The organism is Micromonospora sp. DT31 (assembly GCF_049841795.1).
In the GTDB taxonomy this organism is placed as follows: Bacteria; Actinomycetota; Actinomycetes; order Mycobacteriales; family Micromonosporaceae; genus Micromonospora.
In genome coordinates, this window is record NZ_JBNCKZ010000004.1 from 255947 (window position 1) to 282235 (window position 26289).

The window sequence follows — 26289 nt, forward strand, 5'->3', positions numbered from 1 at the left end:
TGCGGCACAATCGGCAGCCGTGACGAGCGACGAGGTGGACCTGATCGTCGAGCAGTGGCGGCGTGAGCGACCCGACCTCCGGCCCGAGCCGATGGCCGTGTTCGGCCGGATCTACCGGCTGGCCCGCCTGGTCGGCGATCGACAGGAGAAGGTGTACGCCGACTGGGGCATCGGCCGGGGTGAGTTCGATGTGCTGGCCGCGCTGCGCCGGTCCGGCTCGCCGTGCACGCTGGCACCGAAGGCGCTCGCCGCCTCGCTGATGCTCACCTCCGGCGGGATGACCGGCCGCCTCGACCGGCTGGAGCGGGCCGGCCTGGTCCGCCGTGCGCCGGACCCGGCCGACCGGCGGGCCCTGCGGGTCAGCCTCACCGACGACGGTCGCCGGGTGGTCGACGAGGCGGCCGAGGCGGGGCTCGCCGTGCAGCGACGACTCATCGACGCGCTGCCCGCCGCCGACCAGGACCGGCTGGCCGACCTCCTGCGCACCCTGCTCGCGGCGGCTGCGGCCGAGCCACCGGACGGGGCACAATGATCGACACCACCACCACCGGCCGGAAGGACGCCCATGCCCGCCACCGAACCGACCATCGTCGCCACCAGCATGGGTTTCGCCAGCGGGCGCCGCGGCCCCTGGGACGCGCGGCCGACCCCGCTGTTCGACCTGATGGCCGAGTTGGCCGGGGCCGGCGACTCGCCCCGGATCTGCTACCTCGGCCAGGCCACCGGTGACCAACCGACGTCCTTCGCCGCCTTCCACGGCGCCTTCGCCGGCACCCGCTTCCGCGCCTCCCACCTGGCGCTGTTCCCGATGCCGAACGTCGAGGACATCCGCGCCCACCTGCTCGCCCAGGACATCGTCTGGGTCGGCGGGGGCAGCGTGGCCAACCTGTGCGCGGCATGGCGGGTGCACGGCCTGCCGGAGATCCTGCACGAGTGCTGGCAGGCCGGGGTGGTGCTCGGCGGCGTCTCCGCCGGCTCGATCTGCTGGCACCTCGGCGGATCCACCGACAGCTACGGGCCGACGCTGCGCCCGTTCACCGACGCGCTCGGCTGGCTGCCGTACGGCAACGGCGTGCACTACGACAGCGAGGAACAGCGGCGACCGGTGATGCACGAGCTGGTCGGCAACGGGACGCTGCCCACCAGCCACTGCACCGACGACGGCGTCGGGTTGGTCTACCGCGGCACCCGCCTGGTCGAGGCGGTGGCGGACCGCCCCGGCGTGGCCGCCTACGAGCTGGTCCGCGACGAGGACGGCACCGTGCGGGAGACCCGGATCGAGCCGCGCCTGCTGACCGCCGAGCCGCGGTGACCCGCTTCGCGGACCTACCTGCCCGGGTGCGGCGGTCAACCGCGTAAGCTCGTTCGTCGTGAGTCTCACCATCGGCATCGTCGGCCTGCCCAACGTGGGCAAGAGCACCCTGTTCAACGCGCTGACCAAGAACAACGTGCTCGCCGCGAACTACCCGTTCGCCACCATCGAGCCGAACGTCGGCGTGGTCGGGCTGCCCGACGACCGGCTGGGCAAGCTGGCCGAGATCTTCTCCTCGCAGAAGGTGCTGCCCGCGCCGGTCTCGTTCGTCGACATCGCCGGGCTGGTCCGGGGCGCCTCCAAGGGGCAGGGCCGGGGCAACGCGTTCCTGGCCAACATCCGCGACGCCTCGGCGATCTGCCAGGTGGTGCGCGCCTTCTCCGACCCCAACGTGGTGCACGTCGACGGCAAGATCTCCCCGGCCGACGACATCGAGACGATCAACACCGAGCTGATCCTCGCCGACATCCAGACGCTGGAGAAGGCGCTGCCCCGACTGGAGAAGGAGGCCAAGCTCCGCAAGGACCGGGCCGCCGCCGTCGAGGCCGCGAAGAAGGCGGTCGAGGTCCTCGACGGCGGCGTCACCCTGTACGCGGGCGCCGCCGCCGCGAAGGTCGAACTGGAACACCTGCGCGAGCTGCACCTGCTCACCACCAAGCCGTTCCTCTACGTCTTCAACGTCGACGAGGCCGAGCTGGGCAACGCCGAGTTCCTCGACGAACTGCGCGGCCTGGTCGCGCCCGCCGAGGCGATCTTCATGGACGCGAAGATCGAATCCGAGCTGGTGGACCTGCCCGAGGAGGAGGCCCGCGAGCTGCTGGAGTCGATCGGGCAGTCCGAGCCGGGCCTGGACCAGCTCGTCCGCGTGGGTTTCCGCACGCTCGGGCTCCAGACGTACCTGACCGCCGGCCCCAAGGAGGCGCGGGCCTGGACCGTCCCGGTCGGCGCGACCGCGCCGGAGGCCGCCGGGGTGATCCACAGCGACTTCCAGCGCGGCTTCATCAAGGCCGAGGTGGTCTCCTACGCCGACCTGGTCGCGGCCGGATCGATGGCGGCGGCGAAGGCCGCCGGCAAGGTCCGGATCGAGGGCAAGGAGTACGTGATGCAGGACGGCGACGTGGTCGAGTTCCGCTTCAACGTCTGAATCCGCCCGTTTCCGCGGGCAGGAGGATGTTTCCCCGCTCTGGGGCACGGTCCGCCAGTGCTGTCGATGTCAGCGTCATCCTGCCGCTCGAAGGGCATGGCCTGGCTGGACGTCGGTCCCCGCCAGGTCCGGCAGTACGAGCGACGCGGTGCCGGGATGCGAGTGCAGCTCAACAAAGGCGCGGGTGGTAGCCACGGCCTTGCCGTCATGCAGAACCTCTACCAGATCGCCTTGGCGCAGCCCGGTCGGACCACAAGGGCCGGACACGATCACAGGGCGTCCCGTGAAGCGGAAAACATGGGAGATCACCATCTGGAAACGCGGTTGCGGCATGAGCCGAGGGTAGAAGCGGCTGGGGCGCAGATGGGGCCCACGACAACATCGAACGTCGGCAAATCAGCCACCCGTCGACGTTCGGCACCCGGAGGGTGTCGCCACGGCCCGACGCCCTACCTGCTCACATGCTGGGGGGATTGTGATGCCTCGTGGTGATGCCGGAGGCGACGTGGCGCTCCGTCTCGTGTCGTTGCTGGTCGGCGCGGCCGTCCTGGAGCGCCGCCGGATCCTCCCCCGACGAGACCCGCCTCCGGTCTCGCCGGCTCACGACGACAAGGACCGCGAGCACCACCACCGCCAACACCACCAGCGACACCAGCACCGCCTTCATGCCGTCGAGGCTACGACACGCCGACCACCGGCCCCAGCGGCAAGCAGATCAGCGGCACGCGGAACCCGGACCCAGCGTGATCTTCGTCGGGATGCGCGCCTGGCGGACCCTCGTCGGTGCTGGACCTTTCCCCAGGGACAAGGCCCAGCATCGTCGGCGCCGGCCACCGCCGGTCACGAGCCACTGGGGAGTGTGGAGTATGGGAGCGCCGACGACGGCCGGAACCGGCAGCGTCAGTGAGGGCGCCGAGGGGCGCAAGCGGGGCGCGTACCTGGTGGACCGGCGTCCGTTGGCGATCCCCGCGTACCGCCGGCTGTGGGTCGCGTCGCTGGTCGCCGCGGTGGGTGGTTCGTTCGGTGTGCTCGCCGTTCCCACGCAACTGTTCACCTTGACCGGCTCGTCCGCGACTGTCGGGGTCTCGGCGGCGGTCTCGCTGGTCGCGTTGGTGGTCTCGGCGCTGTGGGGCGGTGCCCTCGCCGATGCCACGGACCGTCGTCGGCTGCTCCTGGTCACACACGGTTGCCTGGCGCTGACGTATGCGGGGCTGTGGGCCCAGGCGGCACTGGATCTGCTGTCGGTGCCGGTGCTGATGGCGCTGGTCGCGTGCCAGGGTCTCAGCTACGGGACCGTCATGGCGACGATGGGGGCGGCCGTGCCGCGCGTGGTGCCGGCGGAACTGCTGGCCGCCGCGAACGGCTTGAGCGCGCTGGTCCGGTATGCCGGGTCGATCGTGGGGCCGCTGCTGGCCGGGGCGTTGATCCCGGTGGTGGGACTTGACACCTTGTACCTGTTGGACACGTTGGCGCTGTTGCTGGTCATCTGGTCGGTGTTCCGGCTGCCCCGACTCCCACCGGTGCCCGCGCCCGCGCAGACCCGCCGGCCGATGGTCCCCCGGCTGCTGGACGGGTTCCGCTACCTCTTCTCCCGGCCGCTGCTTGTGGCGCTGATCGGGGTGGACCTGGCCGCGATGGTGTTCGGTTCACCGTGGGTGCTCTACCCGGAACTGGCCGAGCGCGAGTTCGGCGGCGCGACCGGAGGTGGGTTCGAGCTCGGCGTGCTCTACGCCAGCTACCCGGCGGGAGTGTTCGCGGTCGGGATGGTGTCGGGCGTGTTCACCCGCGCCCGGCGGCACGGTGCGCTGCTGGTGTCCGCCGCCGCCGTCTGGGGTTTGACGGTCGTTCTGCTGGGGCTGACACCCCACCTGTGGCTCGCCGCCGCGGCGCTGGTGGTCGGTGGAGGGGCGAATTTCGTGCTCAGCATGTTCCGGCGGGCCATCAGTCAGGCGCACACCGACGACAGGCTGCGCGGCCGGATCGAGGGCTCGATGATCGTGGTCACGGTGGGCGGTCCGCAGATCGGTAACGTCCTGCACGGCGTGGCCGGCGCGGCCTGGGGGACACGCGTGGCGATCTCGGTGGGTGGAGCGCTCACCATCCTCGCCGTGGCGGGCATCATCCGGGCGGTGCCGCACCTGTGGCGGTACGACGCATCGCAGCAGACCCGCACGTAGCTCTCCGAAGCTCGATCGCCGGCCGCCGGAAAGTCATTTCAGGCGCGGTATGGTTCCGTCCCGCCAGCGGTAGAGGTCGCGCAGCAGGGAAATCTCGGCTCCGTGATGGATCAGCTCCCTGTTGACGTGCAGGATTCTGTTCTCCATGGAAAACCGCTCGGGACCAATCGTGGGCGGACTTTCCAGGTCGGCGTCCGAGAGGTCGCGAACCCCCGCGTTCCATTTCCCGTACATCTCATCGAGCTGTCTCAGCGCCTCGTCAGCGGTCCCCGCGTAGGCGAATGTCTCGGAGTCGACGTCCTGGCCGCCGAAGTACCATCCGACCCGATAGCCCAGACACGAGACGATGATGTGCGCCAGCCGCCAGGCAATCGTGGTCACCGGCGCCGGCACCGGGCCAGGGAACACGTAGTCCATCGTCCATTCCCCCGAACCGTCCGACATCGGTGCGGCCGAGGTGCCCCGCGGGCGGATGCTCCAGCAGCCGCGCACCGGCTCCCAGAAGTACTCCTCGTCGGTGAGACCGTCCAGCCGTGGCCGCAGGTTCTTGCGCCAGTACCAGTCCACCTGCTCCGAGAGCTGCTCGCTTCTGGTCACTTCCGCACCCTACAGGCAACGGATACCTGGCTACGGCCTCGCGGGCACCAGGTCATTGCCTGTCGCGTGCCCGGTCCGTGCCTGATGTATGGGCAAGACGAGTCAACGGCGGCGCGGCCTCATCGACCGCCCGCCGGGTGCGCTCCTCCGGGGCCGGCATCAGGTGCCCGTACGTCGACAGGACCAGGGTCGCGTTCTCCTGCCCCAGCCGCTCGACGGCCGTGATGACCGACTGATCGAGGGAGGCAGGCGACACTCCGCTCCCGCAGGGCGAGGATCATGTAGAACGTCGTCATGAACGACGACGTGGCCGAGGTCCTGGCGCTCGAGCGATCCCGCCTCCGGTCTCTCGTCGAGAGAGACATGGCCGCAGCCGAACGAATCCACGCCGACGACTACGAGCTCATCACGCCGGCCGGAAGAACGCACACGAAGGCGACGTACCTCGGCGATGTGGCGTCCAAGCGCCTTGAGTACCTCGATTTCGAGCCCTCTTCGTCAATCTCGGTGCGCGCGTCGCCGGACCTCATCGTCCTTCGCTACATCGCGCGCATCCGGTTGAGTGTGGGAGTTGCCGACGACGAGGTGGAGCTGAGCGCGTGGCACACCGACCACTATGAAAAGCGTGACGGCACGTGGACTGTCGTCTGGTCACAGGCGACCGAGATCGTGGCCTGACCCCGACCCACCACTCGACTCCTTCCCTGCGCAGAGGGGACTACCGGATCTGGCCGCGCTCCACACCCTGAGGGTCGCCCATCAGTTGGCGGACGAGTGTCGCGTACCAGCCGGCGGAGGGCGAGCCGGCTGAGGCCGTCAGTGCTTCCAGAGGTCCTCCGTGCGGAAGTACCTGGCGGTGAACTCCTCTTCCAGGGAGCCGGTGTCCGTCTCGTCCGTCCACCAGCCTGGCCAGACATCGACGCCGGAGGGCGCACTGATGGCCATCAGGACGGCGGAGCACCGGTGGCAGCGCCGAGGAGCAGAGTCCCGGAACCGCCCGCCGCAGTCACAGCGTCGTAGTCGTGCTTCAAGCGCGTCCATCAGCGCGGCATAGTGCCCGTCTCGGGCAGGGAGCGCATCCGCGATGGCGATACAGGTGCCGTCGTACCAACTGACATCCACCCGCATCGGGCAGCCGTCGCAATAGAGGAAGTAGCAGTCCAGCAGCGGTGAGTGATCGAGACGGTAGAGGCGTTCGTGGCACTCCGGACAGGTGACTTCCTCCCCGTTGAGCCAGTTGTCGTCGAGTTCGTCCGGGTGCTCCACGGCACGATGATGCCACCATCGGTGTGGTTCGACGTCGCTACCATCGTCCGATGTATCTGGTGGAGGTCACCTCGACGCCGGCGGTGGCCGGCGATCGCGACACCGTGGGCGGATGGCCGATCCTGGAGCCGGGCCAACCATGGCCGGCCTGCGAGTGCGGCGTCCGCATGGCGCGGCAGACCACAGGGCCGCGTCAGGTGGTCAGCAGCAGCCAGGTGTCCGGAGGAAGATGCGGCTTGCCGGGAACAGCGCGCTGCTTCCGACGCCGCTGCGGCGGACGGCTCGCACGACGAAGAACTCGACGATGCGCAGCGGTGCGACAGTCACGCCGGACACGAACGCGAAGCCCACCGGGTTTTCGTCCCGACGAATGAGGTAGCCGGCGGTGTTCGTGTCATGGAGGTGGTGCGGCAGGCGTCCGGGAGCGAACAGGCCCGTCACGTCCGGCAGCATGCCGCGAAACTCGGAAAGGTCGTGCCGGTACAGCTGCCAGAGCCGTTCCAGCACGGGCAGGTCATCGGGGAGGAGTGACCGGAGGCTGACGGGCTTCTGCATACGTCGCTGTGTGCCCGCTGAGTCGATGGGAAAACCGTCCCGGCGGACGCCGTGGTGGCGCCCCCGCCTACCGGTCCCTAACGCGCGCGAACCACCGCCGTGACCTCGACTTCGAGCACAGCGCCGGGCAGGAAGAGCTTGCTGACCTCGACTGTCGTGCTCGCCGGCGGTGGCGTGCCGGGGAAGAGACGGCGCCGGACGGCCCCGTACGCCGGAAGATCCGCGAGATCCGTCATGAACGTCCGGACGTGCAGCACGTCGTCGAGGCCGGCGCCGTGCGCGGCGAGCACACCGCCGACGATCTCGAAGATCCGTTCGGCCTGAGCGCCGGGGTCTCCGGGGGCGACGACCTCGCCGTCGTCGTCGACGGCGACCTGTCCGGCGAGCATCAGGAGCGCGCCGCCGCCGACATCGATTCGGGCGACGTGGGCGAAGCGGTCGCCGAACGGGGCCGCGACGGATGCGGGGTTGTCCAGGGTGGGCTTCATCGGAGTTCCTTCATGACGTCGGCGGGACGAGGGAGGAGAGGTCCGCGTCCTGGTCGGGCGCGGCCTGCATCAGGTCGAGCGCGGCCTTGAGCATCGGAGGCGACGTCGAGAGGCGCAGCGCCAGCCGCGCGTCCTTCGCCGCCAGCGCGACCGCGAACGAACTGCCCGACGCTCCGACCCGTTTGACCGCGCCGGCGAGGGGTCCACCGCCGAGGATCTCGAGGGCGCTCTGCCGGTCGACGCCGAGCGCCGCGGCGACGGCAAGCGCGTCGTGCAGGCCGGCGACAGCGGTCACCAGGCCCGTGTTCGCGACGAGCTTGACGGCCGCGCCGGCCCCGATCGGGCCGCAGTGCCGGATCGAACCGAGTTGCCGCAGTAGGGGAGCCGCGTTCGCCACGGCGTCAGCGGAGCCGCCGGCGAAGATCCGCAACGTGCCGGTCTCGGCGGCGTCGACACTGCCGCCGACGGGGGCGTCGAGCAACGAGACGCCCGCCGGGAGGCGATCGGCTACCGCCCGGATCTCGTCGGGCCCGACTGTCGACATCTGCACCACGACCGCCCCGGGCCGCAACGCGGCGGCGGCGCCGTCCGGCCCGAACAGCACCGCCTCGACCGCACGGGCGTCGGTGAGCATGACGATGGCGACGCCGGCGCCGTCCGCCGCGGCGCCCGGGGTCGCGGCCACCGTCGCGCCGTTGGTGGTCAGCTTCCCCGCGCGCGCCGGGCTGCGATTCCACACCCTGACCCGGTGACCGCCCGCGAGGAGGCGGCGCGCGATCGGCGCACCCATGTGGCCGGTGCCGAGAACCGCGATGATCTCCATGCCGGCAACGCTAGAGCGGCGCAGGCGATGCCACCAGCGAATGTCCGGCATGGATGCCATGCGTCGTTAGCATGTCAGTCGTGGAAACCCAGCTGCTGGAGGTGTTCCGCACCGTCGCGGAGCACGGCTCCATCACGACCGCCGCCCGCGCGTTGAGCTTCACCCAGTCGGCTGTCTCCCGCCAGATCGCCGCGCTCGAGGCCGAGATCGGCGCGAAGCTCTTCGACCGGCTGCCCCGCGGCGTCGCCCTCACCGAGGAGGGGCGCGGGCTGCTCCCGCACGCCGAAGCGGTCGTCAACCGGCTCGCCGAGGCCCGGCGTGACCTCACCGAGCTGCGTGAACTCGGGCGGGGGCGACTGCGGGTGGGTGCCTTCCCGACCGCGGTCGCGGCGCTCGTGCCCCGGGCGATGGCATCGATGCGCTCGGCGTACCCACAGATCTCGCTGTCGCTGGTCGAGGGCGTGACGCCGCGGCTGCTGGAGCGACTGCTCGCGGACGAGGCGGACGTGGCAGTGGTCAGCACCTCACCCACGAGCGAGCTGGACCGCGAGCGCTTCGACCTGCGGCATCTGCTCGACGAGCGGCTTCTGGTCGCGGTCGCGCGCGACCACCGGCTCGCGCGCCGCCGCACGGTGCGACTGGCGGACCTCGCGGAGGACGCATTCGTCGTGGGCTCGACCACCGCGGAGAACACCCTGCTCCGCGCGAGCCTGCCCAGCGGCTTCACCCCACGTGTCGACATCGTCGCGGCCGAGTGGACCGGCAAGCTGGGGTGCGTCGCCGCCGGGTTGGGGGTGGCCCTGGTTCCCGCCCTGGCGGTACGCGGAACGCCGCCGGACATCGCCCTGCTACGTCTGCATCCGGAGGACGAGTCGGTGCGGCGGGTCTTCGCGGCAACGGTGCGGGGCAGGACACCGTCATCGGCGGTCACGCGTTTCCTCGACCACCTGCGGGCGGCGGGACGCCGCCTCGGCTGACGGCCCGGCCGACTCCCCGATGGGATCTGACGGCCCAGTCCACACAGGCCACGACCGCCGGCCCGCGCGAGGCGGGCCGGCGGTCGTGCCTGGGCACGGTCAGGCGTTGGCCCGTCGGATGGCCACCATGCCTCCGAGCGCCGCCACCGCGGCCACCAGGGCGGGCCATCCCACCAGCAGGCTGGCCTGGTGCTGGCTGCTCAGCCACTGCCAGATGTCACCGAACCAGCCCTGCCAGATGATCAGTGCGACGAGCAGGCCGGACCCCAGGATCATGGCCGCACCGGCGGCGAACAGCCCGTTCATGCCGAACCTGACGTACCAGACGGCGGTGAAGATGCTGAGGAAGTTCAGGCATAGGAACGGCACCGCGTAGACGGCGATCTGCAACAGTCCGTTGTCGACGTCGATGTACGGTGCCCGGAAGAACCGCAACTGGGTGCCGAAGCCGTCGGTGGCGCCCTCGACCAGGTTGAGCAGGTAGAGCAGGACGCCGTAGACGACCGCCTGCACCACGTTGACGAGCACGGTGGCCAGATAGAAGGTGCGCCGGGTGACGCCCATGCCGAGCGCGAACGGGAACACCTGGCTGATCGAGGCGGCGGCGACGATCGCGCAGACGATGTAGAGGCTGGCCAGGCCGCCTGTGGTGTTCTTGCCCGGCGCCGCTGAGTCGATGGCGGCGAAGATCAGGATGTTGATGCCGAGGGAGAGGCCCATGATTGCCCAGGGCCAAGCCAGTTGGCCGAGCCAGGCGACGGTGTGCATCCGGGCGGCGTCGAGGATGCGAGTCATCGGGCGTTCGTCCTTTCCGTGGTCAGGCGCACGACGGCCTGCTGGAGCGACACCGGCGCCAGGTCGATGCCGAGCTTCTTGGCGCGCATCCGTTCGGCGTTGTCGAACGCCCCGCGCAGTGTGGTCCGGGCGGTGCGGCCGAGTTGCTCGCGGTGCAGCACCGCGTGCGCGGTGGCGAACTCGTCCACCGCCTCGGCGGGGCCGGACGCCTCCATCACCTCGCCGCGCAGGTCCTCGCTTGACGCGTCGAGCAGCAGCTTGCCGTGGTCGAGCAGCAGCACGTGCTCGATCAGGTCGGCCACCTCGTCGATGAGGTGCGTGGAGAGCACGACCGTGCGCGGGTTCTCGGCGTAGTCGGCCAGCAGCCGGTCGTAGAAGAGCTGCCGGGCGACCGCGTCGAGACCGAGGTACGGCTCGTCGAAGAACGTCAGCGGCGCCCGCGCGGCCAGGCCGATCGTCACGCCAAGCGCGGACGTCATGCCCCGGGACAGCTTGCGCACGTTGCGCCTGCGTGGCAGGTCGAAATCGTCCACCAGGGACTGCGCGAAGTCCTCGTCCCAGTTGGGGAACAGCCGGCCCGCCAGGCTCAGGACGTGCCGGACCTGGTAGGCGGCGGGGTAGGTCTGGCTCTCCTTGATGAAGGCCACCTGGGACAGCGCCCGCTCGTTCTCGTACGGGCGCTCCCCGAACACCGTGAGGTCGCCGCTGGCGCCGCCCTGCTGGCCGGTGATCAGCTGCATCAGCGTCGTCTTGCCGGCGCCGTTGCGGCCGAGCAGGCCGTAGATCTTGTTTTCCGTCAGCGTGAAGGTGACGTTGTCGAGAGCGGTCACGTCGCCGAACCGCTTCGTGAGGCCGGTGGTCGCCACGACGCTCATCGTTGTTCCTCCCATGTCTCGATGAGCTTCTTCAGCTCTTCGGTGCCGATGCCCAACTTGCTGGCCTCCTCGATGAGGGGACGCACGTACTGGTTGGCGAAGTCGAGCCGGCGACGCTCTCGGAGCCTTTCGCTGGCCCCCGTTGCCACGAACATTCCGATCCCCCGGCGTTTGTAGAGAATTCCGTCATCGACCAAGCGGTTGATCCCCTTGGCGGCGGTCGCCGGATTGATCCGGTGAAACGCCGCCAGTTCGTTCGTGGACGGCACCTGGGTCTCTTCCGCGAGCGTCCCGTCGATGATCGAGTTTTCGATCAGCTCGGCGATCTGGACGAAGATCGGCCGACCGTCATCCATCCCGCTTCTTCGGTTCGTTACTCATGTAGGTAACCATGCCACCAGAGGGCCCGCGCGTCAAGCGCGTTCGGACACGCGTGACCGCCCGATCGCCAGAGGAGGGCGGAAGGGGGAGAAGGGGCGCAGGTCAGGTGATGTGCGGGCTGCGGCGTTCGACAAGCGTCACGTCGCGCCAGACGCCGTGGTGCCGGCCCACCCGCTCCCGGGTGCCGACCACCCGGAACCCGCACGCGGCGTGCAGCGCCAGGCTCGCGGTGTTCTCCGGGAAGATGCCGGACTGGATGGTCCAGATCCCGGCCGCCTCGGTGGAGGCGATGAGCGCATCCAGCAGGGCCCGGCCGACCCCGCGACCCCGAGCCTGCGGATGCACGTACACGGAGTGTTCGACCACCCCGGCGTAGGCACAGCGGTCGGAGACCGCCGAGCAGCCCACCCAACCGAGCACCCCGCCCGCCTCGTCGAGGGCCACCCACCGGTGGCCCGGCAGCCGCCCGGCGGTGAACCGCGCCCAACTGGGCGTCTCGGTCTCGAACGTGGCGTTCCCCTCGGCGATGCCGAGCCGGTAGATCTCCAGCACGGCGTCGGCGTGCGAGTCGTCCATCGCGGTGACGGTGACGGTCATCGGGACCTCCTGACCAGGACGGACGCGCACTGCGGCAGCGTCAGCGTAGTCGGGCGGGCGAGGACCGGGACGTGGTGCCCCGGTCGCACTCGCCGGGTGACCGCTACGGCCGCCGGTAGATCGAGATGTGTGCGGGACTGTCCGCGTCGAACGGCGTCCGGTGCCAGTCGGCGTACCGCTCGGCCAGCCGCAACCCGGCCCGCTCCGCCAGCTCGTCGACCTGCTCCGGCCAGGCGTAACGCATGGCGAACGGCTTCAGATGCACGCCCGAGGTGTCGAACGTGACGGTCTGCCGCACGAACGTCTGCGCCGCCCGGTCGTACTGGTGCAGGCGGATGGTGGCCGAGTTCTCGGTCACCTGCCGTACCTGGACCTGCTCGTCCCGGTCGAAGCCGGCCGGGTCGGGCACGAAGGTCTCGATGACGAACGCCCCGCCGGGCGCGAGCACCCGGGCGACGTTGCGGAAGCACGCCGCCTGGCGCTCCTCGGAGACCAGGTTGAACAGCGTGTTGAACACCAGGAAGACCAGACGGTACGGCCCGGTCACCGGGACGTCGGCCATGTCGCCGATGGTCACCGGCAGGTCCGCGCCGCCCGGCTTGGTGCGCAGGTGCGCCACCATCTCCGGGGACGCCTCGACGCCCTCCACGGCGAGGCCGCGGGCGGCCAGCGGCAGCGCCACCCGGCCGGTGCCGATCGCCAGTTCGAGCACCGGACCGCCGTCGGCCAGCGGGGCGAGGAAGTCGACCGCCGGGCCCGGGTCGGGATTGCCCGGGCCGTCGTAGGTGGCGGCCCAGAGTCGGCCGAACAGGCCGGGATCATCGAAGACTGACATTGCACCAGCAGACCAGTCGCCCTTCCTGGCGACAACCGGATTACCTCAGCGGGCGCGCAGCCCGTCGATCGGTGGCCCGCCAGGCCCGTACGCGCGCGACTCGCCCCCGCATGGCGGCGAGCGTGTCAGTTCGGCCGGGAGATCTGGTGGAGGATCACGTTGTGCACGTGGTGGCTCTTGTCCGCGCCCCGGAACTCCACCTCGTAGGTGTGCGCGCCGACGTGCACGGCGATCGACCCGGTGGAGAAGAAGGAGCCGCCCCACGACTTGTTGCTCACCACGCTCACACTGGTGATCTTCGAGTACGGGATGCTGGTGATGGCGTACCGCTTGCCGACGAACGAGCGGTCCTGGATGATCACCCGCCGGTCGGTCAGGCCGATGAAGCCGGTGCCGGCGCCCACCGCGTCGTAGACGGCGATGATCTGCTCACCGGGCAGCAGGCCGCTCTGGATCTGCTGGAACTGTTCCTTGCGGTCGTACGTCGGGCCAGACATGCGCCCGATGGTAGGCGGGACGCGCCAGCTCTTGTCGCTCCGCACGGCCGAGGCCCCGTTCAGCGGACGGGGCCTCGATCGTGTGTGTGGAGGTCAGCGGTCGGTGCGCGGGTCGTGGTCGCGGGTGCGGCTGCCGGCCTTGGCCAAGCCCCGGCTCACCAGGTAACCGATGGTCAGCAGGGTGATGTACCACCACGCCTTGTCGGCCGCGAAGTAGTCGGCGCCGTTGTCCGCGGCGCCGTCACCGACGGCGTTCGAGGCGATCAGGACACCGATGACGGCGAGGACGTAGATCGCCAGTTCGGTGGTCTTCCACGCCGGCTTGGTCTCCTCGCCGTGCCGGTGCGGGTGCCGCGTCGCGTCGACGTGGCCGGTGTGTCCGTGGTCGGTAGCCCGGTCGGTGGCCGCGGTGGGCGTCGTCATGGTCAGCTCCTCAAGGGGTATCGCACATTCCGTCTGCTTTCGGGAGCCTTGTGCCTCCCGGCGCCGGATGTCCTACCCTCGGGTCCGCCGAGTTAATCAGAATGGTTCAGGGATTTCTCAGCAACGTCATGCCTGGGTGACCGCCCGGACCGCGTCCTCGATGCGCGCGGCCAACAGCACCTCGCCCTCGGTCAGCGGCTCCCCGTCGTCACGCCCCAGCCTGATCTGGGTGCTGCCGGCGCGGCGGCTGATGTCGGGACGCAGCCGCAGCGCGTCGGCCACCACCGCGACCCGTTCGGTCAGGGCGGCGTGCTGGGAGTCGTCCAGCACGATGCTGCGGCGGATCTGCTCGCCCTCCCGGGTCCACCCCGAGAGCAGAGCGAGGGCGTCACTGAGATAGTCGTGTTTTGCCCGGCCGCTGAACAGCACGCGCATCACCGCACCCCCCAGGCGTTGTTGCCGGCTTGTGGCCAAATCGTCGCCGCCCCGTGTCTCAGTCGACGCTATCCAGTCTGTCCCCGCTCAGATGGTGTGTCCACGCCCACACTTCCGTCTTCTGCTGCCCTGATGGCTGACTCAGCTACCCAAACCGCCGATTGATCTGGCACTCTGGTGGCCCGTGCGGACCGAACGGGTTAGCGATGCCGGGCAGGCCGACCGGGTGAAGCCGAAAGTGGTCGTCGGGGCGGCGATCATCGAGGGCGACCGCGTGCTCGCCTGTGAACGTTCCCAGCCCGCCGAGGTGGCAGGCCGCTGGGAGTTCCCCGGCGGCAAGGTCGAGCCGGGGGAGAGCGAGTCCGACGCGCTCGCCCGGGAGTGCGTCGAGGAACTGGGCGTACGGGTGGCGGTCGGCGCCCGGGTCGGGCCCGACGTGCCGATGGCCCACGGGCGGTCGGTGTTGCGGATCTACGCCGCTCGGCTGCTCCACGGCGACCAGCCGACGGCACTGGAACACGCCGAGCTGCGGTGGCTGTCCGCGGCCGAGCTGGACAGCGTCGACTGGCTGCCGGCCGACGTGCCGATCGTGCCCGCACTGCGCCCGCTGCTCACCGGCTCCTGAGCCGGCGCCGCCCCGGCAGGTCGTCCCCGGACCGGGGTCGCGCCGCGCGGCCGGTCGCACAACAGGTCGGAAACGGGACGGGGGCCGGCGGCGTGTGCCGCTGGCCCCCGTCATCGTCGCGCCGACCGTCAGTGCTTCGGCTCGTCCTGCTGCGGGTGGGCGAAGTTGAGGTGCTCCGGAGGCAGCGGGAACGCCACGTCGTCGCCGAACGGCGACGGCGCGGCGGCCTTGTCGAAGGTCAGCTCGGTCAGCGGCAGCCGACCGTTCGCGTCCACCGCCGGCGCGGTCGGGTGCGGCACCTCGCGGTGCCAGTTGACCCCCTGCTGGGCCTGGCGCTCGGCGGCGCTGTCGTGCGAGCCGCCGGCGTGCGAGTGCACGCCGCGTTCCGCGCCGGACGTCACGGCACCGCTGGAATGCCCGCTGGTCGCGCTGGTCTGAGGCACCTGACCCCTCCGGAAGATCTTGTTACCGAGCCATACAAGGGGATCGTACCTGCGGTCGACGACCCGTTCCTTCATGGGGATGATCCCGTTGTCGGTGATCTTGATGTGCTCGGGGCAGACCTCGGTGCAGCACTTCGTGATGTTGCAGAAACCCAGCCCCATGTCGGACTGCGCGTACTCCTTGCGGTCGGTGCGCGCGTCCAACGGGTGCATGTCCAGCTCGGCGGCCCGGATGAAGTACCGGGGGCCGGAGAACGCCGGCTTGTTCTCGTCGTGGTCCCGGATCACGTGGCAGACGTTCTGGCACAGGAAGCACTCGATGCACTTGCGGAACTCCTGCGAGCGCTCCACGTCGATCTGCTGCATCCGGTAGTCGCCGGGCGCCACGTCGGCCGGGGGTGCGAACGCCGGGGTCTCCCGTGCCTTCTCGTAGTTGAAGGACACGTCGGTGACCAGGTCCCGGATCACCGGGAACGTGCGCAGCGGGGTGACCGTGACGGTCTCGGTCTCCTCGAACGTCGACATCCGGGTCATGCAGCCCAGCCGCGGCTTGCCGTTGATCTCCATCGAGCAGGAGCCGCACTTGCCGGCCTTGCAGTTCCACCGGCACGCCAGATCCGGCGCCTCGGTGGCCTGGAGCCGGTGGATCACGTCGAGGACGACCTCGCCCTCGTTCACCTCGACCGCGTAGTCCTGCAGGTCGCCGCCGGTCTCGTCGCCCCGCCAGATGCGGAACTGGCGCTTACTTCCCATCAGTGTTCGCCTCCTCGGTGCGGGCGTCGAGCTCGCCGAGTTCCTCGTCGGTCAGGTACTTGGACAGCTCGGCCCGGTCGAACAGCCCGATCAGCTCCGGGCGCATGGTCGGCAGCGACTTGTGGGTCAGCCGTACGGTGTCCCCGTCCAGCGAGCAGACCAGGTTGACTCGGCGCCACTTCGGGTCCATCGCCGGGTAGTCCTCCCGGGTGTGCCCGCCGCGCGACTCCTGCCGCTCCAGCGCCGCCTTCGCGGTGCACTCCGAGACCACGAGCATGTTGCGCAGGTCCAGCGCCAGGTGCCAGCCGGGGTTGTAGCGCCGGCCGCCGACCGCGCTCACCTTCGCGACCCGCTCCCGCAGCTCGGCCAGCCGGCCCAGCGCGTCGGCCAGCTCACCCTCGCGTCGGATGATGCCGACCAGGTCGCCCATCACCACCTGGAGATCCTGCTGGAGCTGGTACGGGTTCTCGCCGGTGTCCCGCTGCAGGGGCGCCAGCGCCGTGTCCACCGCGGCCTCCACCGCCGCCACCGACACCGCCGGGCGGGCGGTGAGCCCGTCGGCGTACGTGGCGGCGTGCCCGCCCGCGCGCTTGCCGAAGACCAGCAGGTCGGACAGGGAGTTGCCGCCGAGCCGGTTCGAGCCGTGCATGCCGCCGGACACCTCACCGGCGGCGAAGAGGCCGCGTACCGTGCCCGCCGCCGCGCCGCTGTCCGGGTCGACCTCGACCCCGCCCATCACGTAGTGACAGGTCGGCCCGACCTCCATCGGCTCCTTGGTGATGTCGACGTCGGCCAGCTCCTTGAACTGGTGGTACATCGAGGGCAGCCGACGGCGGATCTCCTCCGCCGACTTACGGGAGGCGATGTCCAGGTAGACGCCGCCGGCGGGCGTACCCCGACCGGCCTTGACCTCGCTGTTGATGGCGCGGGCGACCTCGTCGCGGGGCAGCAGCTCCGGCGGGCGCCGGTTGTTGTCCGGGTCGGTGTACCAGCGGTCCGCCTCCTCCTCGGTCTCCGCGTACTGCTTGCGGAACACGTCCGGGACGTAGTCGAACATGAACCGCTTGCCCTCGGAGTTCTTCAGCACCCCGCCGTCACCGCGCACCGACTCGGTGACCAGGATGCCCTTCACCGAGGGCGGCCAGACCATGCCGGTCGGGTGGAACTGGAGGAACTCCATGTTGATCAGCGTGGCCCCGGCGCGCAGCGCCAACGCGTGGCCGTCCCCGGTGTACTCCCACGAGTTCGAGGTGACCTTGTAGGACCGTCCGACACCGCCGGTGGCCAGCACCACGGCCGGCGCCTCGAACAGGATGAACTCGCCGGACTCGCGGTAGTAGCCGAACGCGCCGGCAATTCTGTGGCCGTCCGGCCCGGCACCGTCGAGCAGCAGCTCGGTGATCGTGGTCTCGGAGAACACCCGGATCCGGGCGTCGTAGCTGCCGAACTCCCGCTTGTCCTCCTGCTGGAGCGAGACGATCTTCTGCTGGAGCGTACGGATCAGCTCCAGGCCGGTCCGGTCGCCGACGTGCGCCAGGCGCGGATACTCGTGGCCGCCGAAGTTGCGTTGCGAGATCTTGCCGTCCTTGGTGCGGTCGAACAGCGCGCCGTACGTCTCCAGCTCCCAGATCCGCTGCGGTGACTCCTTGGCATGCAGCTCGGCCATCCGGAAGTTGTTCAGGAACTTGCCGCCGCGCATCGTGTCACGGAAGTGCACCTGCCAGTTGTCGCGCGAGTTCACGTTGCCCATCGCCGCCGCCGCGCCGCCCTCGGCCATCACCGTGTGCGCCTTGCCGAACAGCGACTTCGAGATGATCGCGGTCTTCTTGCCGGCCAGCCGGGCCTCGATCGCCGCGCGCAGGCCGGCGCCGCCGGCCCCGATGACGACGACGTCGTAGTGGTGTCGTTCGATTCGCGTCTCAGTCATGTCCAGGCTCTCAGTTGATGAACCGCAGGTCGTTGAACCAGCCGGCGGCGATCGCCATCACGTAGAAGTCGGTGAACGCCAGGGTGCCCAGGGTGATCCAGGCGAGCTGCATGTGCCGGACGTTCAGCCAGGACACCCCGGTCCACGCCTTGTAGCGCAGCGGATGCTTGGAGAAGTTCTTGAGCCGCCCGCCGATGATGTGCCGGCAGGAGTGGCAGGAGATCGTGTACGCCCAGAGCATCACCACGTTGCCGAGCAGGATGATGTTGCCCAGGCCGAACCCGAATCCTTCGGGGGAGTGGAAGGCGAGGACCGCGTCCCAGGTGTTGACCAGCGAGATGATCGCGGCGGCGTAGAAGAAGTAGCGGTGCAGGTTCTGCCCGAGCAGCGGGAACCGCGTCTCACCGCTGTACGTCTGGTGCCCGTCCGGCACGGCGCAGGCCGGCGGCGACAGCCAGAACGACCGGTAGTACGCCTTGCGGTAGTAGTAGCAGGTCAAGCGGAACAGCAGCAGGAACGGCAGGGTCAGCGCCGCGTCCGGGATGATCCACCAGCCGGGCAGGAACTGGCCGAAGTGCGAGGAGCCCTCGACGCACCGGTCCGTCACGCACGGGGAGTAGAACGGCGTCAGGTAGTGGTACTGCTCGACCCAGTACCACTTGTGCATGAACACCCGCACGGTCGCGTAGATGACCCACGCGCTCAGCCCGACCACGGTGATCAGCGGGGCGAGCCACCAGCGGTCGGTCCGCAACGTCTTCGCCGCGATGGCGGCCCGTGCCCGCCCTCCCCGCGGCTGCGATCTCGGCGTCCTGGCCGACGTAGTTGTCATTCGAGTCATCTCCCTGACGTCCCTGTCACGTCCTGCACACGCGCGAGACCACACCGGCGAACCGGTGCGGCTAAGTGACACACGTTACGCCGATCTTCACGGCCCGGCCGCGCAACGCAGTGTCCCGTGTGTCCCGCTGCTTGGAAAGAGCCGATTCATGATCAATATCGGGGACGTGGTGACGGTGCGCCGAAACGCCCCTGGCGTCGGCGCGGCGGCCCACCGGATCAGCCGGACGCGCCGCCGGTGAAGTGCCACGACGACAGCCGTAGCGCCGGTGCCTCCGACCAGGACCCCTCGACCCGGCCCGGCTGCCGGACCGGCGTCCGGCCCAGGCCGAGCACCCGACCCGGCCCCAGCGCCCGCGGGTAGGACTCGGTGAACCGGAAGTCCCGCACCGCCCGGGTCGGCACGCCGTCCTCGACCAGCCAGACCCCGTTGCGGGTCAGGCCGGTCACCACCAGCTGTTTCGGGTCCAGCACGCGGGTGTACCAGAAATCGCTCACCAGCAGCCCCCGTTCCATCCCGGCCACCAGGGCGGCGGTGTCCGGGTCGCCCACCGCTCCGGTCAGCCCCGCGCTCACCGGCCCGGCCGCCACCCGGCCGGCGTCGGTGTGCGCCGCGTCGGCCGGCAGCAGGCGCAGGTTCTGCGGGATCGGGCCGAACGTCGACCCGCCCGGCATCCCGTGCCCGGTGGACGCGGCGCCCGCCTCGGCGGCGCCGCGCCTGTCGTGTACCACCGCACGGGTGACACCCGCCTCCACCAACGGCAGCGCCCGCCGGGGCGTGCCCTCCAGGTCGAACGGCAGCGTGCAGGCGTGCAGCGGGTCGTCCACCACCGTCACCGCCGCATCGAACTGGGTCGCGCCCGGCTCGGCGAAGGACTGCCGTTCGGCGTACCGCTTGCCGTTGAAGCCGTACCAGGCGAGGTTCTGGAGCAGGTCGGCGACGGCGGCCGGTTCGAGCACCACCTCGTAGTGCCCCGGCGGCAACTCGATCGGGTCGGCGGCGGCACGTGCCTTCGCCGCAGCGCGGGCGCCGAGCACCGCGCCGTCGAGGTCGGCCAGCCGGTCGGCGCCGTGCCGGGCCATCCCGTCCGCACCGCCGGTGCGGGCGATGCCGTCCATCGCCGCCTCCGCCGCCCGGCCGGTGGCCGAGTGCCCGGCGGAATTCGCGAACGCCGCCGCCCGGTACCCGGTACGGCAGTAGCCGGCCGCCTCCAACCCCTCCACCGCGTCCACGAACGCGCGCACCCGCTCGGCCCGCTCGTCGGGCGAGGCGAACGCGGTGCCCTCGTCGACGGCCGGACCGGACGGCACCGGCGTCGGCGCGGTGAGCCCCGCCCACGCCGGGTCGGGCGGGGCGAGCCGGGCCGCGGCGCGGGTGCGCTCGACGAGCCCGGCCAGCCCGTCGGCGTCGACCCGGCTGCCGCTGCCGGTGGCGGTCCGCCCGTCCACGTGCAGCCGCAGGTGCACGCCGGTGTCGGTCTCGGCCACGTTCTGGTGGATGAACGAGTTGGCGAACCGGGTCAGCGCCGACTCGGCGTGGGTCACCAGCACCTCCGCCTGAGCGTCCGGCCCGGCCGCCCGCCTGACCAACTCCAGCACTCTTGCCGCGATCTCCCGCTCGGCGCTCATGCCCGCACCCCCACCCGGACGCCGCGGAACCGGGCCGGCGCGGCCGGGTGGCCGGTGTGGCCGACCTGACCCGGCTGCCCCTTCCCGCAGTTCGGGGTGCCCCACGCGACGGTCTCCGCGGAGAGCATGTCCATCGAGCGCCAGAAGAGCGGCCCGATGCCGGTGTAGGTCGGGTTGCGCAGCATCCGCCCCCGCCGGCCCTTCTTCACCTCCCAGCCGACCTCGCAGCCGAACTGGAAGTTGAGCCGCTTGTCGTCGATCGACCAGGACCGGTTGATGTCCATCAGCACCCCGTCGTCGGTGGCGGCGATGATCTCGTCGAGCGTGTGCGGGCCCGGTTCGAGGCCCACGTTCGTCATCCGCACCATCGGCAACCGGGCCCAGCCGTCGGCCCGTACGCTGCCGCCGTGGTCCAGGCCGGCGACGGCGGCCGAGTCCCGGCCGGCGAGCACCCCGACCCACCGTCCTTCGCGGACCGCGTCGCGGGCCACCGCCGGGGAACCCTCGTCGTCGTAGCCGAAGCTGCCCAGCGCGCCGGGGATGGTCGGGTCGATCGTCACGTTCATCAGCTCGGAGCCGTAACGCAGCGAGCCGAGCTGTGCCAGGTCGAGCCAGGACGTGCCGGCGAAGGCCGCCTCCCAGCCGAGGATGCGGTCCAGTTCGATGGCGTGGCCGACCGACTCGTGGATCTGCAACGCGAGCTGCTCGCCGCCGAGGATCAGGTCGGTCTCGCCGGCCGGGCACGGCGGCACGGTGAGCAGCTCGCGGGACTCCTCGGCGATCCGGGCGGCGTGCGCGGCCAGGTCGAGCGAGGTGACCAGCTCCCAGCCGGTGGTGCCGTACTGGCCGCGATAGCTCGGGTAGGAGCGGCGCTGCGTCTCGCCGTCGCCGATCGAGGTGGCCGAGATGCCGCCCCCGCACTCGCGGATGTGCTGGTCGATCCGGTGGCCCTCGCTGGAGACGAACCACTTGGTGGTGTCCCAGATCTGGTACAGCCCTTCGGCCAGGTCGGCGCCGTGCTCGCGCATCGTGGCCGTGGCGCCGACCAGCAGGTCACCCTTGTCCGACAGCGGCACGCCGAGCGGGTCGACCGCACACTGCGAGGACCAACTCGCCACCGCCGCCTCGACCGGGACCAGCTCGATCGGCGGGCCGGGCACCCGTGCGCTCGCGGTGGCGATGGCCGCGGCCCGCCGGCCGGCGTCGCGGGCCGCGGCGTCGGTCAGATCGGGTACGGCGGCGAAGCCCCACCCCGACCCGACCAGCGCGCGGACGCCCAGCCCGATGCTCTCGTCCTGGCTCAGCTCCTCGACGTCGCCGTTGCGGGCTGACATCGACTCGTAGCGGCGGTGCATCACCCGGGCGTCCGCGTAGCGGGCGCCGGCGTCGAGGGCGGCCTGCACGGCGGCGGTCGCCGCGTCGAACTCGCTCACCACGGCACCCCACTGCCCTGACGTTCTGCTCGCTGAGGCTCGCTCATGCGCCGACCCTAGGCGAGCGCCGTGGATGTCGCAGGTGAGGGCTGTCCCGTCGGAGACCGAGTCGTTACGCTCGGACCGCTGACAGACCGCTCGATGTAGCTTATTTTCGCCTCCAGGGGTTTCCTGTAGGTTCTCTTCATCACCGAAGGGGAGGCGGTCATGGGCAGGTCGGAGGCGGTGTCGTCCGGGGAGCCGGACCGCCCGGAGGTGCCGGAGCAGCGCTCCGGCGACGGGCCCTATCTCCAGGTGCGGGATCTGCGGGTGCGGTTCGACACCGAGGATGGTGTGGTGCGGGCCGTGGACGGGGTGTCGTTCGCGGTGGATCGGGGTCGCACGTTGGGGATCGTGGGGGAGTCCGGTTCCGGTAAGAGTGTGACGTCGTTGGCGATTCTGGGTTTGCACAACGTGAAGCGGGCGTCCATTTCGGGGGAGATTTCGGTGGGTGGGCGTGAGGTGGTGGGGTTGGGTGAGGAGGAGATTCGTCGGTTGCGGGGTCGTGACATGGCGATGATCTTTCAGGATCCGTTGTCGGCGTTGCATCCGTACTTTTCGGTGGGGAAGCAGATCGTGGAGGCGTATCGGGTGCATCATCCGCGGGCTGGTAGGCGTGAGGCCCGGTTGCGGGCGGTGGACATGTTGGGTCGGGTGGGGATTCCGCAGCCGGGTCGGCGGTTTGATCAGTATCCGCATGAGTTTTCCGGTGGGATGCGGCAGCGGGTGATGATCGCGATGGCGTTGGTGAACGATCCGGATTTGTTGATCGCGGATGAGCCGACGACGGCTCTTGATGTGACGGTGCAGGCGCAGATCCTGGATTTGTTGGCGGATTTGCAGGCGGAGTTCCGGTCGGCGATTGTGTTGATCACCCACGATTTGGGTGTGGTGTCGCAGGTGGCTGATGACGTGTTGGTGATGTATGCGGGTCGGGCGGTGGAGTACGGGGGTGTGGGTCGGGTGTTGCGGGCGCCGCAGCATCCGTACACGTGGGGGTTGTTGTCGAGTGTGCCGTCGTTGCACGGTGACGCGGATGCGGATCTGGTGCCGATCCCGGGTAACCCGCCGAGTCTGATCAATGTGCCGTCGGGGTGTGCGTTCCACCCGCGCTGCCGGTGGGCGGAGGTGAACGGGGATCGGTCCCGCACGCAGGTTCCCGAGTTGCGGGAGGCCGGGCAGGCCGGGCATGTGGTGGCGTGTCATTTGTCGGCGGGGGATCGGGAGCGCATCTACCGCGACGAGGTCGCCCGGGTGGGGGTGGCCCGATGAGCGTCGAGCAGAACGCCACGGCCACGGCCACGGCCGGCGGCGCGGCGGCGGCGGAGCCGCTGTTGTCGGTGCGCGGCCTGACGAAGCATTTCCCGGTGCGGCAGGGGCTGCGCGCCACGGGTGCGGTGCGGGCGGTCGACGGGTTGGACTTCGACGTGCGCCCGGGTGAGGCGTTGGGGTTGGTGGGGGAGTCGGGGTGCGGCAAGACCACGACCGGGCGGATGCTGGTGCGGCTGCTGCAACCCACCGCCGGGAGCATCCACTTCGCCGGGCGGGACATCACCCACGCCAGAGGCCGTGAGTTGCGCGGTCTGCGGCAGGATCTGCAGATCATCTTCCAGGACCCGTACGCGTCGTTGAACCCGCGGCACACCGTCGGTCGGATCGTGGCGATGCCGTTGCAGGTCAACCGGATCACCCCACCCGGCGGGATCAAACACCGGGTGCAGGAGTTGCTGGAACTGGTCGGGTTGAACCCGGAGCACTACAACAGATACCCGCACGAGTTCTCCGGCGGGCAACGCCAACGCATCGGCATCGCCCGCGCCCTGGCGCTGCAACCCAAACTGATCGTCGCCGACGAACCCGTCTCCGCCCTCGACGTGTCCATCCAGGCGCAGGTCATCAACCTGCTACGCGACCTGCAACGCGACCTCGACCTGGCGTTCGTGTTCATCGCCCACGACCTGGCCGTGATCCGCCACTTCTGCCACCGCGTCGCCGTCATGTACCTGGGCACCATCGTGGAGATCGGCGACCGCGACACCATCTACACCCACCCCCAACACCCCTACACCCGCGCCCTGCTCTCCGCCATCCCCGACATCACCACACTCGGACCGGCCGGACGCATCCGCCTCACCGGCGACGTCCCCACCCCCCTCAACCCACCATCAGGCTGCCGCTTCCGCACCCGCTGCTGGAAAGCCACCGACCACTGCGCCACCGAAACCCCCACCCTCACCACCCGCGACGGCGGCACCCAACAGACCGCCTGCCACTACCCGGAGAGCGGACCGGTCGGTGTGCCGACCGGTGAACCCGTGGAGGTGTCGAAATGAGCCTGTCCCCGGTCGAGGGCGTGGCGCTGGCGGAGATCGAGTCCTCCGGTCCGGAGCCCGACGAGAAGAAGGCGCTCGCCGGCCGGTCGCCGGGCCAGCTCGTCTGGGCCCGGCTGCGTCGCGACCGTACCGCCCTGGTCAGTGGGGTGGTGCTTGTCGTGTTCGTGGTGGCCGCGGTGGGCGCACCGCTGATCCAGCGGCTCTACGGCATGTCGCCGAACCAGCAGTTCGGTGAGCTGCTGGACGCCACCGGGATGCCGCTGGGCTACGTCGGCGGCGTCAGCGGTGACCACTGGTTCGGCCTCGAACCGGGTCTGGGCCGGGACATCTTCATCCGGATGATCTACGGCATCCGGACCTCGCTGCTGATCGCACTCGGCGCCGCGCTTGTCACCACCACCATCGGCGTGGTGCTCGGGATCGTCGCCGGCTTCCTCGGCGGCGTGGTCGACTCGGTGATCGGGTGGATCACCGACGTCGCGCTGGCGTTCCCGTTCCTCATCTTCGCGCTTGCCGTGGTGCCGACGTTCTCGCTGCGCTTCTACGGCCCCCGGGACGCGGTACCGACCTGGTTCGCGGTGACCACGCTGATCGTGGTCTTCGCCGCGTTCGGCTGGACGGGCACGGCCCGGCTGGTCCGGGGCCAGGTGGTGTCGTTGCGTGAGCGGGAGTTCGTGGAGGCGGCGCGGGCCAGCGGGGCCGGGCTCGGGCACATGCTGTTCCGGCAGTTGCTGCCGAACATCTGGGCCCCGATCCTGGTGGCGTTCTCGCTCGCGGTGCCGTCCTACGTGACCGGTGAGGCGGCGCTGTCCTTCCTCGGCGTGGGCCTGCCCGAGTCGGTGCCGAGCTTCGGTCGGATGATCTTCCGGAGCATCGACTACCTGCAGACGGACCCGGCGTACGTCTTCTTCCCCGGCATCACCATCTTCGCGCTCGTGTTGGCGTTCAACCTCTTCGGCGACGCGCTGCGCGACGCGCTCGACCCGAAGTCGTCACGGTAAGGGGTACGCCATGGTGCGGTTTCTACTGAAGCGGCTGCTGCTGGCGGTCTCGGTGCTGCTCGCGGTGAGCATCGTCAGCTTCCTCATGTTCTTCGCGTTGCCCCGTGACCCGGTGACCGGCATGTGCCCGAAGAACTGCAACGCCGAGCGGTTGGAACGGGTGCGGACGGAGTTGGGGCTCAACGACCCGAAGCCGACCCAGTACGCCAACTACATGAAGGGCATCTTCGTCGGCCGGGATCTGGGCAGCGCGCAGGGCGGCAAGTGCGAGGCGCCGTGCCTGGGCTACTCGTACGTCAACAGCGAGTCGGTGACCGACACGTTCGCCCGGGTGCTGCCGGTGACGCTGAACATCGTGCTCCCGGCGGCGGTGCTCTGGCTGGCGCTCGGGGTGGGGCTGGGGATGGTCTCCGCACTGCGGCGGGGGTCGCTGCTCGACCGCATCTCGATCGGGTTGACGCTGACGTTCGCCTCGTTGCAGCTCTACTTCGTCGGCGCGGTGCTGCTGCTGATCTTCGTGTACACGCTGAAGATCCTGCCCACCCCACGCTACGTACCGTTCCTGGAAAATCCGGTGGAGTGGGCGCGCGGGCTGGTGCTGGCGTGGGTGACGCTCGCGTTGCTCTTCTCCGCGATCTACGCCCGGCTGTCCCGGGCGCAGATGCTGGAGACGCTGTCCGAGGACTTCGTGCGTACCGCGCGGGCCAAGGGCGTGGCGAAACGCAAGGTGTACGGGCGGCACGCGCTGCGCGCCGCGATCACGCCGATCGTGACCATCGCCGGCATCGACGTGGGTGCGGCGCTCGGCGGCACGGTCATCACCGAGACGACGTTCGGCATCCAGGGGCTGGGGCGTACCGCGGTGGTGGCGGTGCGGCAGGGTGACCTGCCGACCATCATGGCCACGGTCCTGGTCTCGGCGTTGTTCGTGGTGGTGGCGAACATCGTGGTCGACATGCTCTACGCGTTCATCGACCCGCGGGTGCGCCTGAGTTGATCGTGGTGGCCGATTGTTGCGGCCCCGTTATCTGCCCGAAATTTACCGCAGGCGAAAGCTAGGCGAAGCTTTTCTTCATCAGACCCGGAGGA

Annotated in this window: 31 protein-coding genes; 11 read left to right on the forward strand and 20 right to left on the reverse strand. The window is 70.1% G+C overall.

Annotated elements, in window-relative coordinates; all coding sequences use genetic code 11:
* Positions 1-19: 19 nt before the first annotated feature.
* The 3 genes from ACLQ2X_RS09660 to ychF are packed head-to-tail and all read left to right on the forward strand — an operon-like array spanning position 20 to position 2456.
* The gene (locus ACLQ2X_RS09660; RefSeq protein WP_425680622.1) at positions 20-532 is read left to right on the forward strand and encodes a MarR family winged helix-turn-helix transcriptional regulator; all 513 of its coding nucleotides are present in this window, start codon (positions 20-22) and stop codon (positions 530-532) included.
* 33 nt (positions 533-565) lie between these two features.
* Entirely contained in the window at positions 566-1312 is a 747-nt protein-coding gene (locus ACLQ2X_RS09665; protein ID WP_425680623.1) for a Type 1 glutamine amidotransferase-like domain-containing protein, read from the forward strand.
* 58 nt (positions 1313-1370) lie between these two features.
* On the forward strand, positions 1371-2456 hold the full coding sequence (gene ychF / locus ACLQ2X_RS09670) for a redox-regulated ATPase YchF (RefSeq protein ID WP_425680624.1): 1086 nt from the start codon (positions 1371-1373) through the stop codon (positions 2454-2456).
* A gap of 75 nt (positions 2457-2531) precedes the next feature.
* On the opposite strand, the gene ACLQ2X_RS09675 is transcribed toward ychF, so the two are convergent.
* A complete protein-coding gene (locus ACLQ2X_RS09675) occupies positions 2532-2789 on the reverse strand; it encodes a hypothetical protein (RefSeq protein WP_425680625.1) in 258 nt (85 codons plus the stop codon).
* Between the two features lie 124 nt (positions 2790-2913).
* Positions 2914-3123, reverse strand: coding sequence for a hypothetical protein (locus ACLQ2X_RS09680; protein WP_425680626.1), 210 nt, complete (start codon positions 3121-3123; stop codon positions 2914-2916).
* Positions 3124-3322: 199 nt separating this feature from the next.
* Here ACLQ2X_RS09680 and ACLQ2X_RS09685 point away from each other — a divergent pair, with 199 nt between their 5' ends.
* The gene (locus ACLQ2X_RS09685) at positions 3323-4633 is read left to right on the forward strand and encodes an MFS transporter (protein WP_425680627.1); all 1311 of its coding nucleotides are present in this window, start codon (positions 3323-3325) and stop codon (positions 4631-4633) included.
* Between the two features lie 33 nt (positions 4634-4666).
* Here the strand turns inward: ACLQ2X_RS09685 and ACLQ2X_RS09690 are convergent, their stop codons facing one another.
* Positions 4667-5230 carry a DinB family protein gene (locus tag ACLQ2X_RS09690; RefSeq protein WP_425680628.1) on the reverse strand — a complete coding sequence of 188 codons (564 nt, stop codon included), beginning with the start codon at positions 5228-5230 and terminating at the stop codon, positions 4667-4669.
* A 294-nt stretch (positions 5231-5524) separates the two neighbouring features.
* On the opposite strand from ACLQ2X_RS09690, the gene ACLQ2X_RS09695 reads away from it, so the two are divergent.
* Positions 5525-5908, forward strand: a complete 384-nt coding sequence (locus ACLQ2X_RS09695; RefSeq protein WP_425680629.1) for a nuclear transport factor 2 family protein — start codon at positions 5525-5527, stop codon at positions 5906-5908.
* A 138-nt stretch (positions 5909-6046) separates the two neighbouring features.
* Here the strand turns inward: ACLQ2X_RS09695 and ACLQ2X_RS09700 are convergent, their stop codons facing one another.
* From ACLQ2X_RS09700 to ACLQ2X_RS09715, 4 genes are all read right to left on the reverse strand, one after another.
* Entirely contained in the window at positions 6047-6496 is a 450-nt protein-coding gene (locus ACLQ2X_RS09700) for a hypothetical protein (RefSeq protein WP_425680630.1), read from the reverse strand.
* A gap of 201 nt (positions 6497-6697) precedes the next feature.
* Positions 6698-7051 carry a hypothetical protein gene (locus tag ACLQ2X_RS09705; RefSeq protein ID WP_425680631.1) on the reverse strand — a complete coding sequence of 118 codons (354 nt, stop codon included), beginning with the start codon at positions 7049-7051 and terminating at the stop codon, positions 6698-6700.
* Positions 7052-7128: 77 nt separating this feature from the next.
* The gene (locus ACLQ2X_RS09710) at positions 7129-7539 is read right to left on the reverse strand and encodes a RidA family protein (protein WP_425680632.1); all 411 of its coding nucleotides are present in this window, start codon (positions 7537-7539) and stop codon (positions 7129-7131) included.
* A 10-nt stretch (positions 7540-7549) separates the two neighbouring features.
* On the reverse strand, positions 7550-8362 hold the full coding sequence (locus ACLQ2X_RS09715) for an NAD(P)-dependent oxidoreductase (RefSeq protein WP_425680633.1): 813 nt from the start codon (positions 8360-8362) through the stop codon (positions 7550-7552).
* A gap of 80 nt (positions 8363-8442) precedes the next feature.
* Here ACLQ2X_RS09715 and ACLQ2X_RS09720 point away from each other — a divergent pair, with 80 nt between their 5' ends.
* Entirely contained in the window at positions 8443-9339 is an 897-nt protein-coding gene (locus tag ACLQ2X_RS09720) for a LysR family transcriptional regulator (protein WP_425680634.1), read from the forward strand.
* A gap of 99 nt (positions 9340-9438) precedes the next feature.
* Here ACLQ2X_RS09720 and ACLQ2X_RS09725 read toward each other — a convergent pair whose 3' ends face one another.
* The 8 genes from ACLQ2X_RS09725 to ACLQ2X_RS09760 form a co-directional block, all read right to left on the reverse strand.
* The gene (locus ACLQ2X_RS09725; protein ID WP_425680635.1) at positions 9439-10134 is read right to left on the reverse strand and encodes an ABC transporter permease; all 696 of its coding nucleotides are present in this window, start codon (positions 10132-10134) and stop codon (positions 9439-9441) included.
* Positions 10131-11009, reverse strand: coding sequence for an ATP-binding cassette domain-containing protein (locus ACLQ2X_RS09730; protein WP_425680636.1), 879 nt, complete (start codon positions 11007-11009; stop codon positions 10131-10133). Before ACLQ2X_RS09730 ends, ACLQ2X_RS09725 begins: the two co-directional genes overlap by 4 nt.
* A complete protein-coding gene (locus tag ACLQ2X_RS09735) occupies positions 11006-11365 on the reverse strand; it encodes a GntR family transcriptional regulator (RefSeq protein ID WP_425680637.1) in 360 nt (119 codons plus the stop codon). The genes ACLQ2X_RS09730 and ACLQ2X_RS09735 overlap by 4 nt, the downstream gene beginning before the upstream one ends.
* Positions 11366-11492: 127 nt before the next feature.
* Complete coding sequence (locus tag ACLQ2X_RS09740) at positions 11493-11987, reverse strand: GNAT family N-acetyltransferase (protein WP_425680638.1); 495 nt, start codon at positions 11985-11987, stop codon at positions 11493-11495.
* Positions 11988-12090: 103 nt separating this feature from the next.
* Positions 12091-12822, reverse strand: a complete 732-nt coding sequence (locus tag ACLQ2X_RS09745; protein WP_425680639.1) for a class I SAM-dependent DNA methyltransferase — start codon at positions 12820-12822, stop codon at positions 12091-12093.
* A gap of 125 nt (positions 12823-12947) precedes the next feature.
* Entirely contained in the window at positions 12948-13319 is a 372-nt protein-coding gene (locus ACLQ2X_RS09750) for a PH domain-containing protein (protein WP_425680640.1), read from the reverse strand.
* 93 nt (positions 13320-13412) lie between these two features.
* A complete protein-coding gene (locus ACLQ2X_RS09755) occupies positions 13413-13742 on the reverse strand; it encodes a hypothetical protein (RefSeq protein WP_425680641.1) in 330 nt (109 codons plus the stop codon).
* 126 nt (positions 13743-13868) lie between these two features.
* The gene (locus ACLQ2X_RS09760; RefSeq protein ID WP_425680642.1) at positions 13869-14177 is read right to left on the reverse strand and encodes a 4a-hydroxytetrahydrobiopterin dehydratase; all 309 of its coding nucleotides are present in this window, start codon (positions 14175-14177) and stop codon (positions 13869-13871) included.
* Positions 14178-14361: 184 nt separating this feature from the next.
* On the opposite strand from ACLQ2X_RS09760, the gene ACLQ2X_RS09765 reads away from it, so the two are divergent.
* Positions 14362-14802, forward strand: a complete 441-nt coding sequence (locus tag ACLQ2X_RS09765) for a (deoxy)nucleoside triphosphate pyrophosphohydrolase (RefSeq protein ID WP_425680643.1) — start codon at positions 14362-14364, stop codon at positions 14800-14802.
* Positions 14803-14930: 128 nt separating this feature from the next.
* On the opposite strand, the gene ACLQ2X_RS09770 is transcribed toward ACLQ2X_RS09765, so the two are convergent.
* The 5 genes from ACLQ2X_RS09770 to ACLQ2X_RS09790 all read right to left on the reverse strand — a co-directional run bounded on the left by ACLQ2X_RS09770 (position 14931) and on the right by ACLQ2X_RS09790 (position 21827).
* On the reverse strand, positions 14931-15998 hold the full coding sequence (locus ACLQ2X_RS09770; RefSeq protein ID WP_425680644.1) for a succinate dehydrogenase/fumarate reductase iron-sulfur subunit: 1068 nt from the start codon (positions 15996-15998) through the stop codon (positions 14931-14933).
* Entirely contained in the window at positions 15988-17925 is a 1938-nt protein-coding gene (locus ACLQ2X_RS09775) for a fumarate reductase/succinate dehydrogenase flavoprotein subunit (protein ID WP_425680645.1), read from the reverse strand. Before ACLQ2X_RS09775 ends, ACLQ2X_RS09770 begins: the two co-directional genes overlap by 11 nt.
* 10 nt (positions 17926-17935) lie before the next feature.
* Positions 17936-18757, reverse strand: coding sequence for a hypothetical protein (locus ACLQ2X_RS09780; protein ID WP_425680646.1), 822 nt, complete (start codon positions 18755-18757; stop codon positions 17936-17938).
* 227 nt (positions 18758-18984) lie between these two features.
* Positions 18985-20394, reverse strand: coding sequence for a TldD/PmbA family protein (locus tag ACLQ2X_RS09785; RefSeq protein ID WP_425680647.1), 1410 nt, complete (start codon positions 20392-20394; stop codon positions 18985-18987).
* Complete coding sequence (locus tag ACLQ2X_RS09790) at positions 20391-21827, reverse strand: TldD/PmbA family protein (RefSeq protein WP_425680648.1); 1437 nt, start codon at positions 21825-21827, stop codon at positions 20391-20393. The genes ACLQ2X_RS09785 and ACLQ2X_RS09790 overlap by 4 nt, the downstream gene beginning before the upstream one ends.
* Before the next feature lie 207 nt (positions 21828-22034).
* On the opposite strand from ACLQ2X_RS09790, the gene ACLQ2X_RS09795 reads away from it, so the two are divergent.
* The 4 genes from ACLQ2X_RS09795 to ACLQ2X_RS09810 are packed head-to-tail and all read left to right on the forward strand — an operon-like array spanning position 22035 to position 26197.
* Positions 22035-23138 carry an ABC transporter ATP-binding protein gene (locus ACLQ2X_RS09795; protein ID WP_425680649.1) on the forward strand — a complete coding sequence of 368 codons (1104 nt, stop codon included), beginning with the start codon at positions 22035-22037 and terminating at the stop codon, positions 23136-23138.
* A complete protein-coding gene (locus ACLQ2X_RS09800) occupies positions 23135-24199 on the forward strand; it encodes an ABC transporter ATP-binding protein (protein ID WP_425680650.1) in 1065 nt (354 codons plus the stop codon). Before ACLQ2X_RS09795 ends, ACLQ2X_RS09800 begins: the two co-directional genes overlap by 4 nt.
* Positions 24196-25200, forward strand: coding sequence for an ABC transporter permease (locus ACLQ2X_RS09805; RefSeq protein ID WP_425680651.1), 1005 nt, complete (start codon positions 24196-24198; stop codon positions 25198-25200). Before ACLQ2X_RS09800 ends, ACLQ2X_RS09805 begins: the two co-directional genes overlap by 4 nt.
* A 10-nt stretch (positions 25201-25210) precedes the next feature.
* Positions 25211-26197 (forward strand): ABC transporter permease, encoded by a 987-nt coding sequence (locus ACLQ2X_RS09810; protein ID WP_425680652.1) that lies wholly within the window; start codon positions 25211-25213, stop codon positions 26195-26197.
* The last annotated feature ends 92 nt before the right edge of the window (positions 26198-26289 follow it).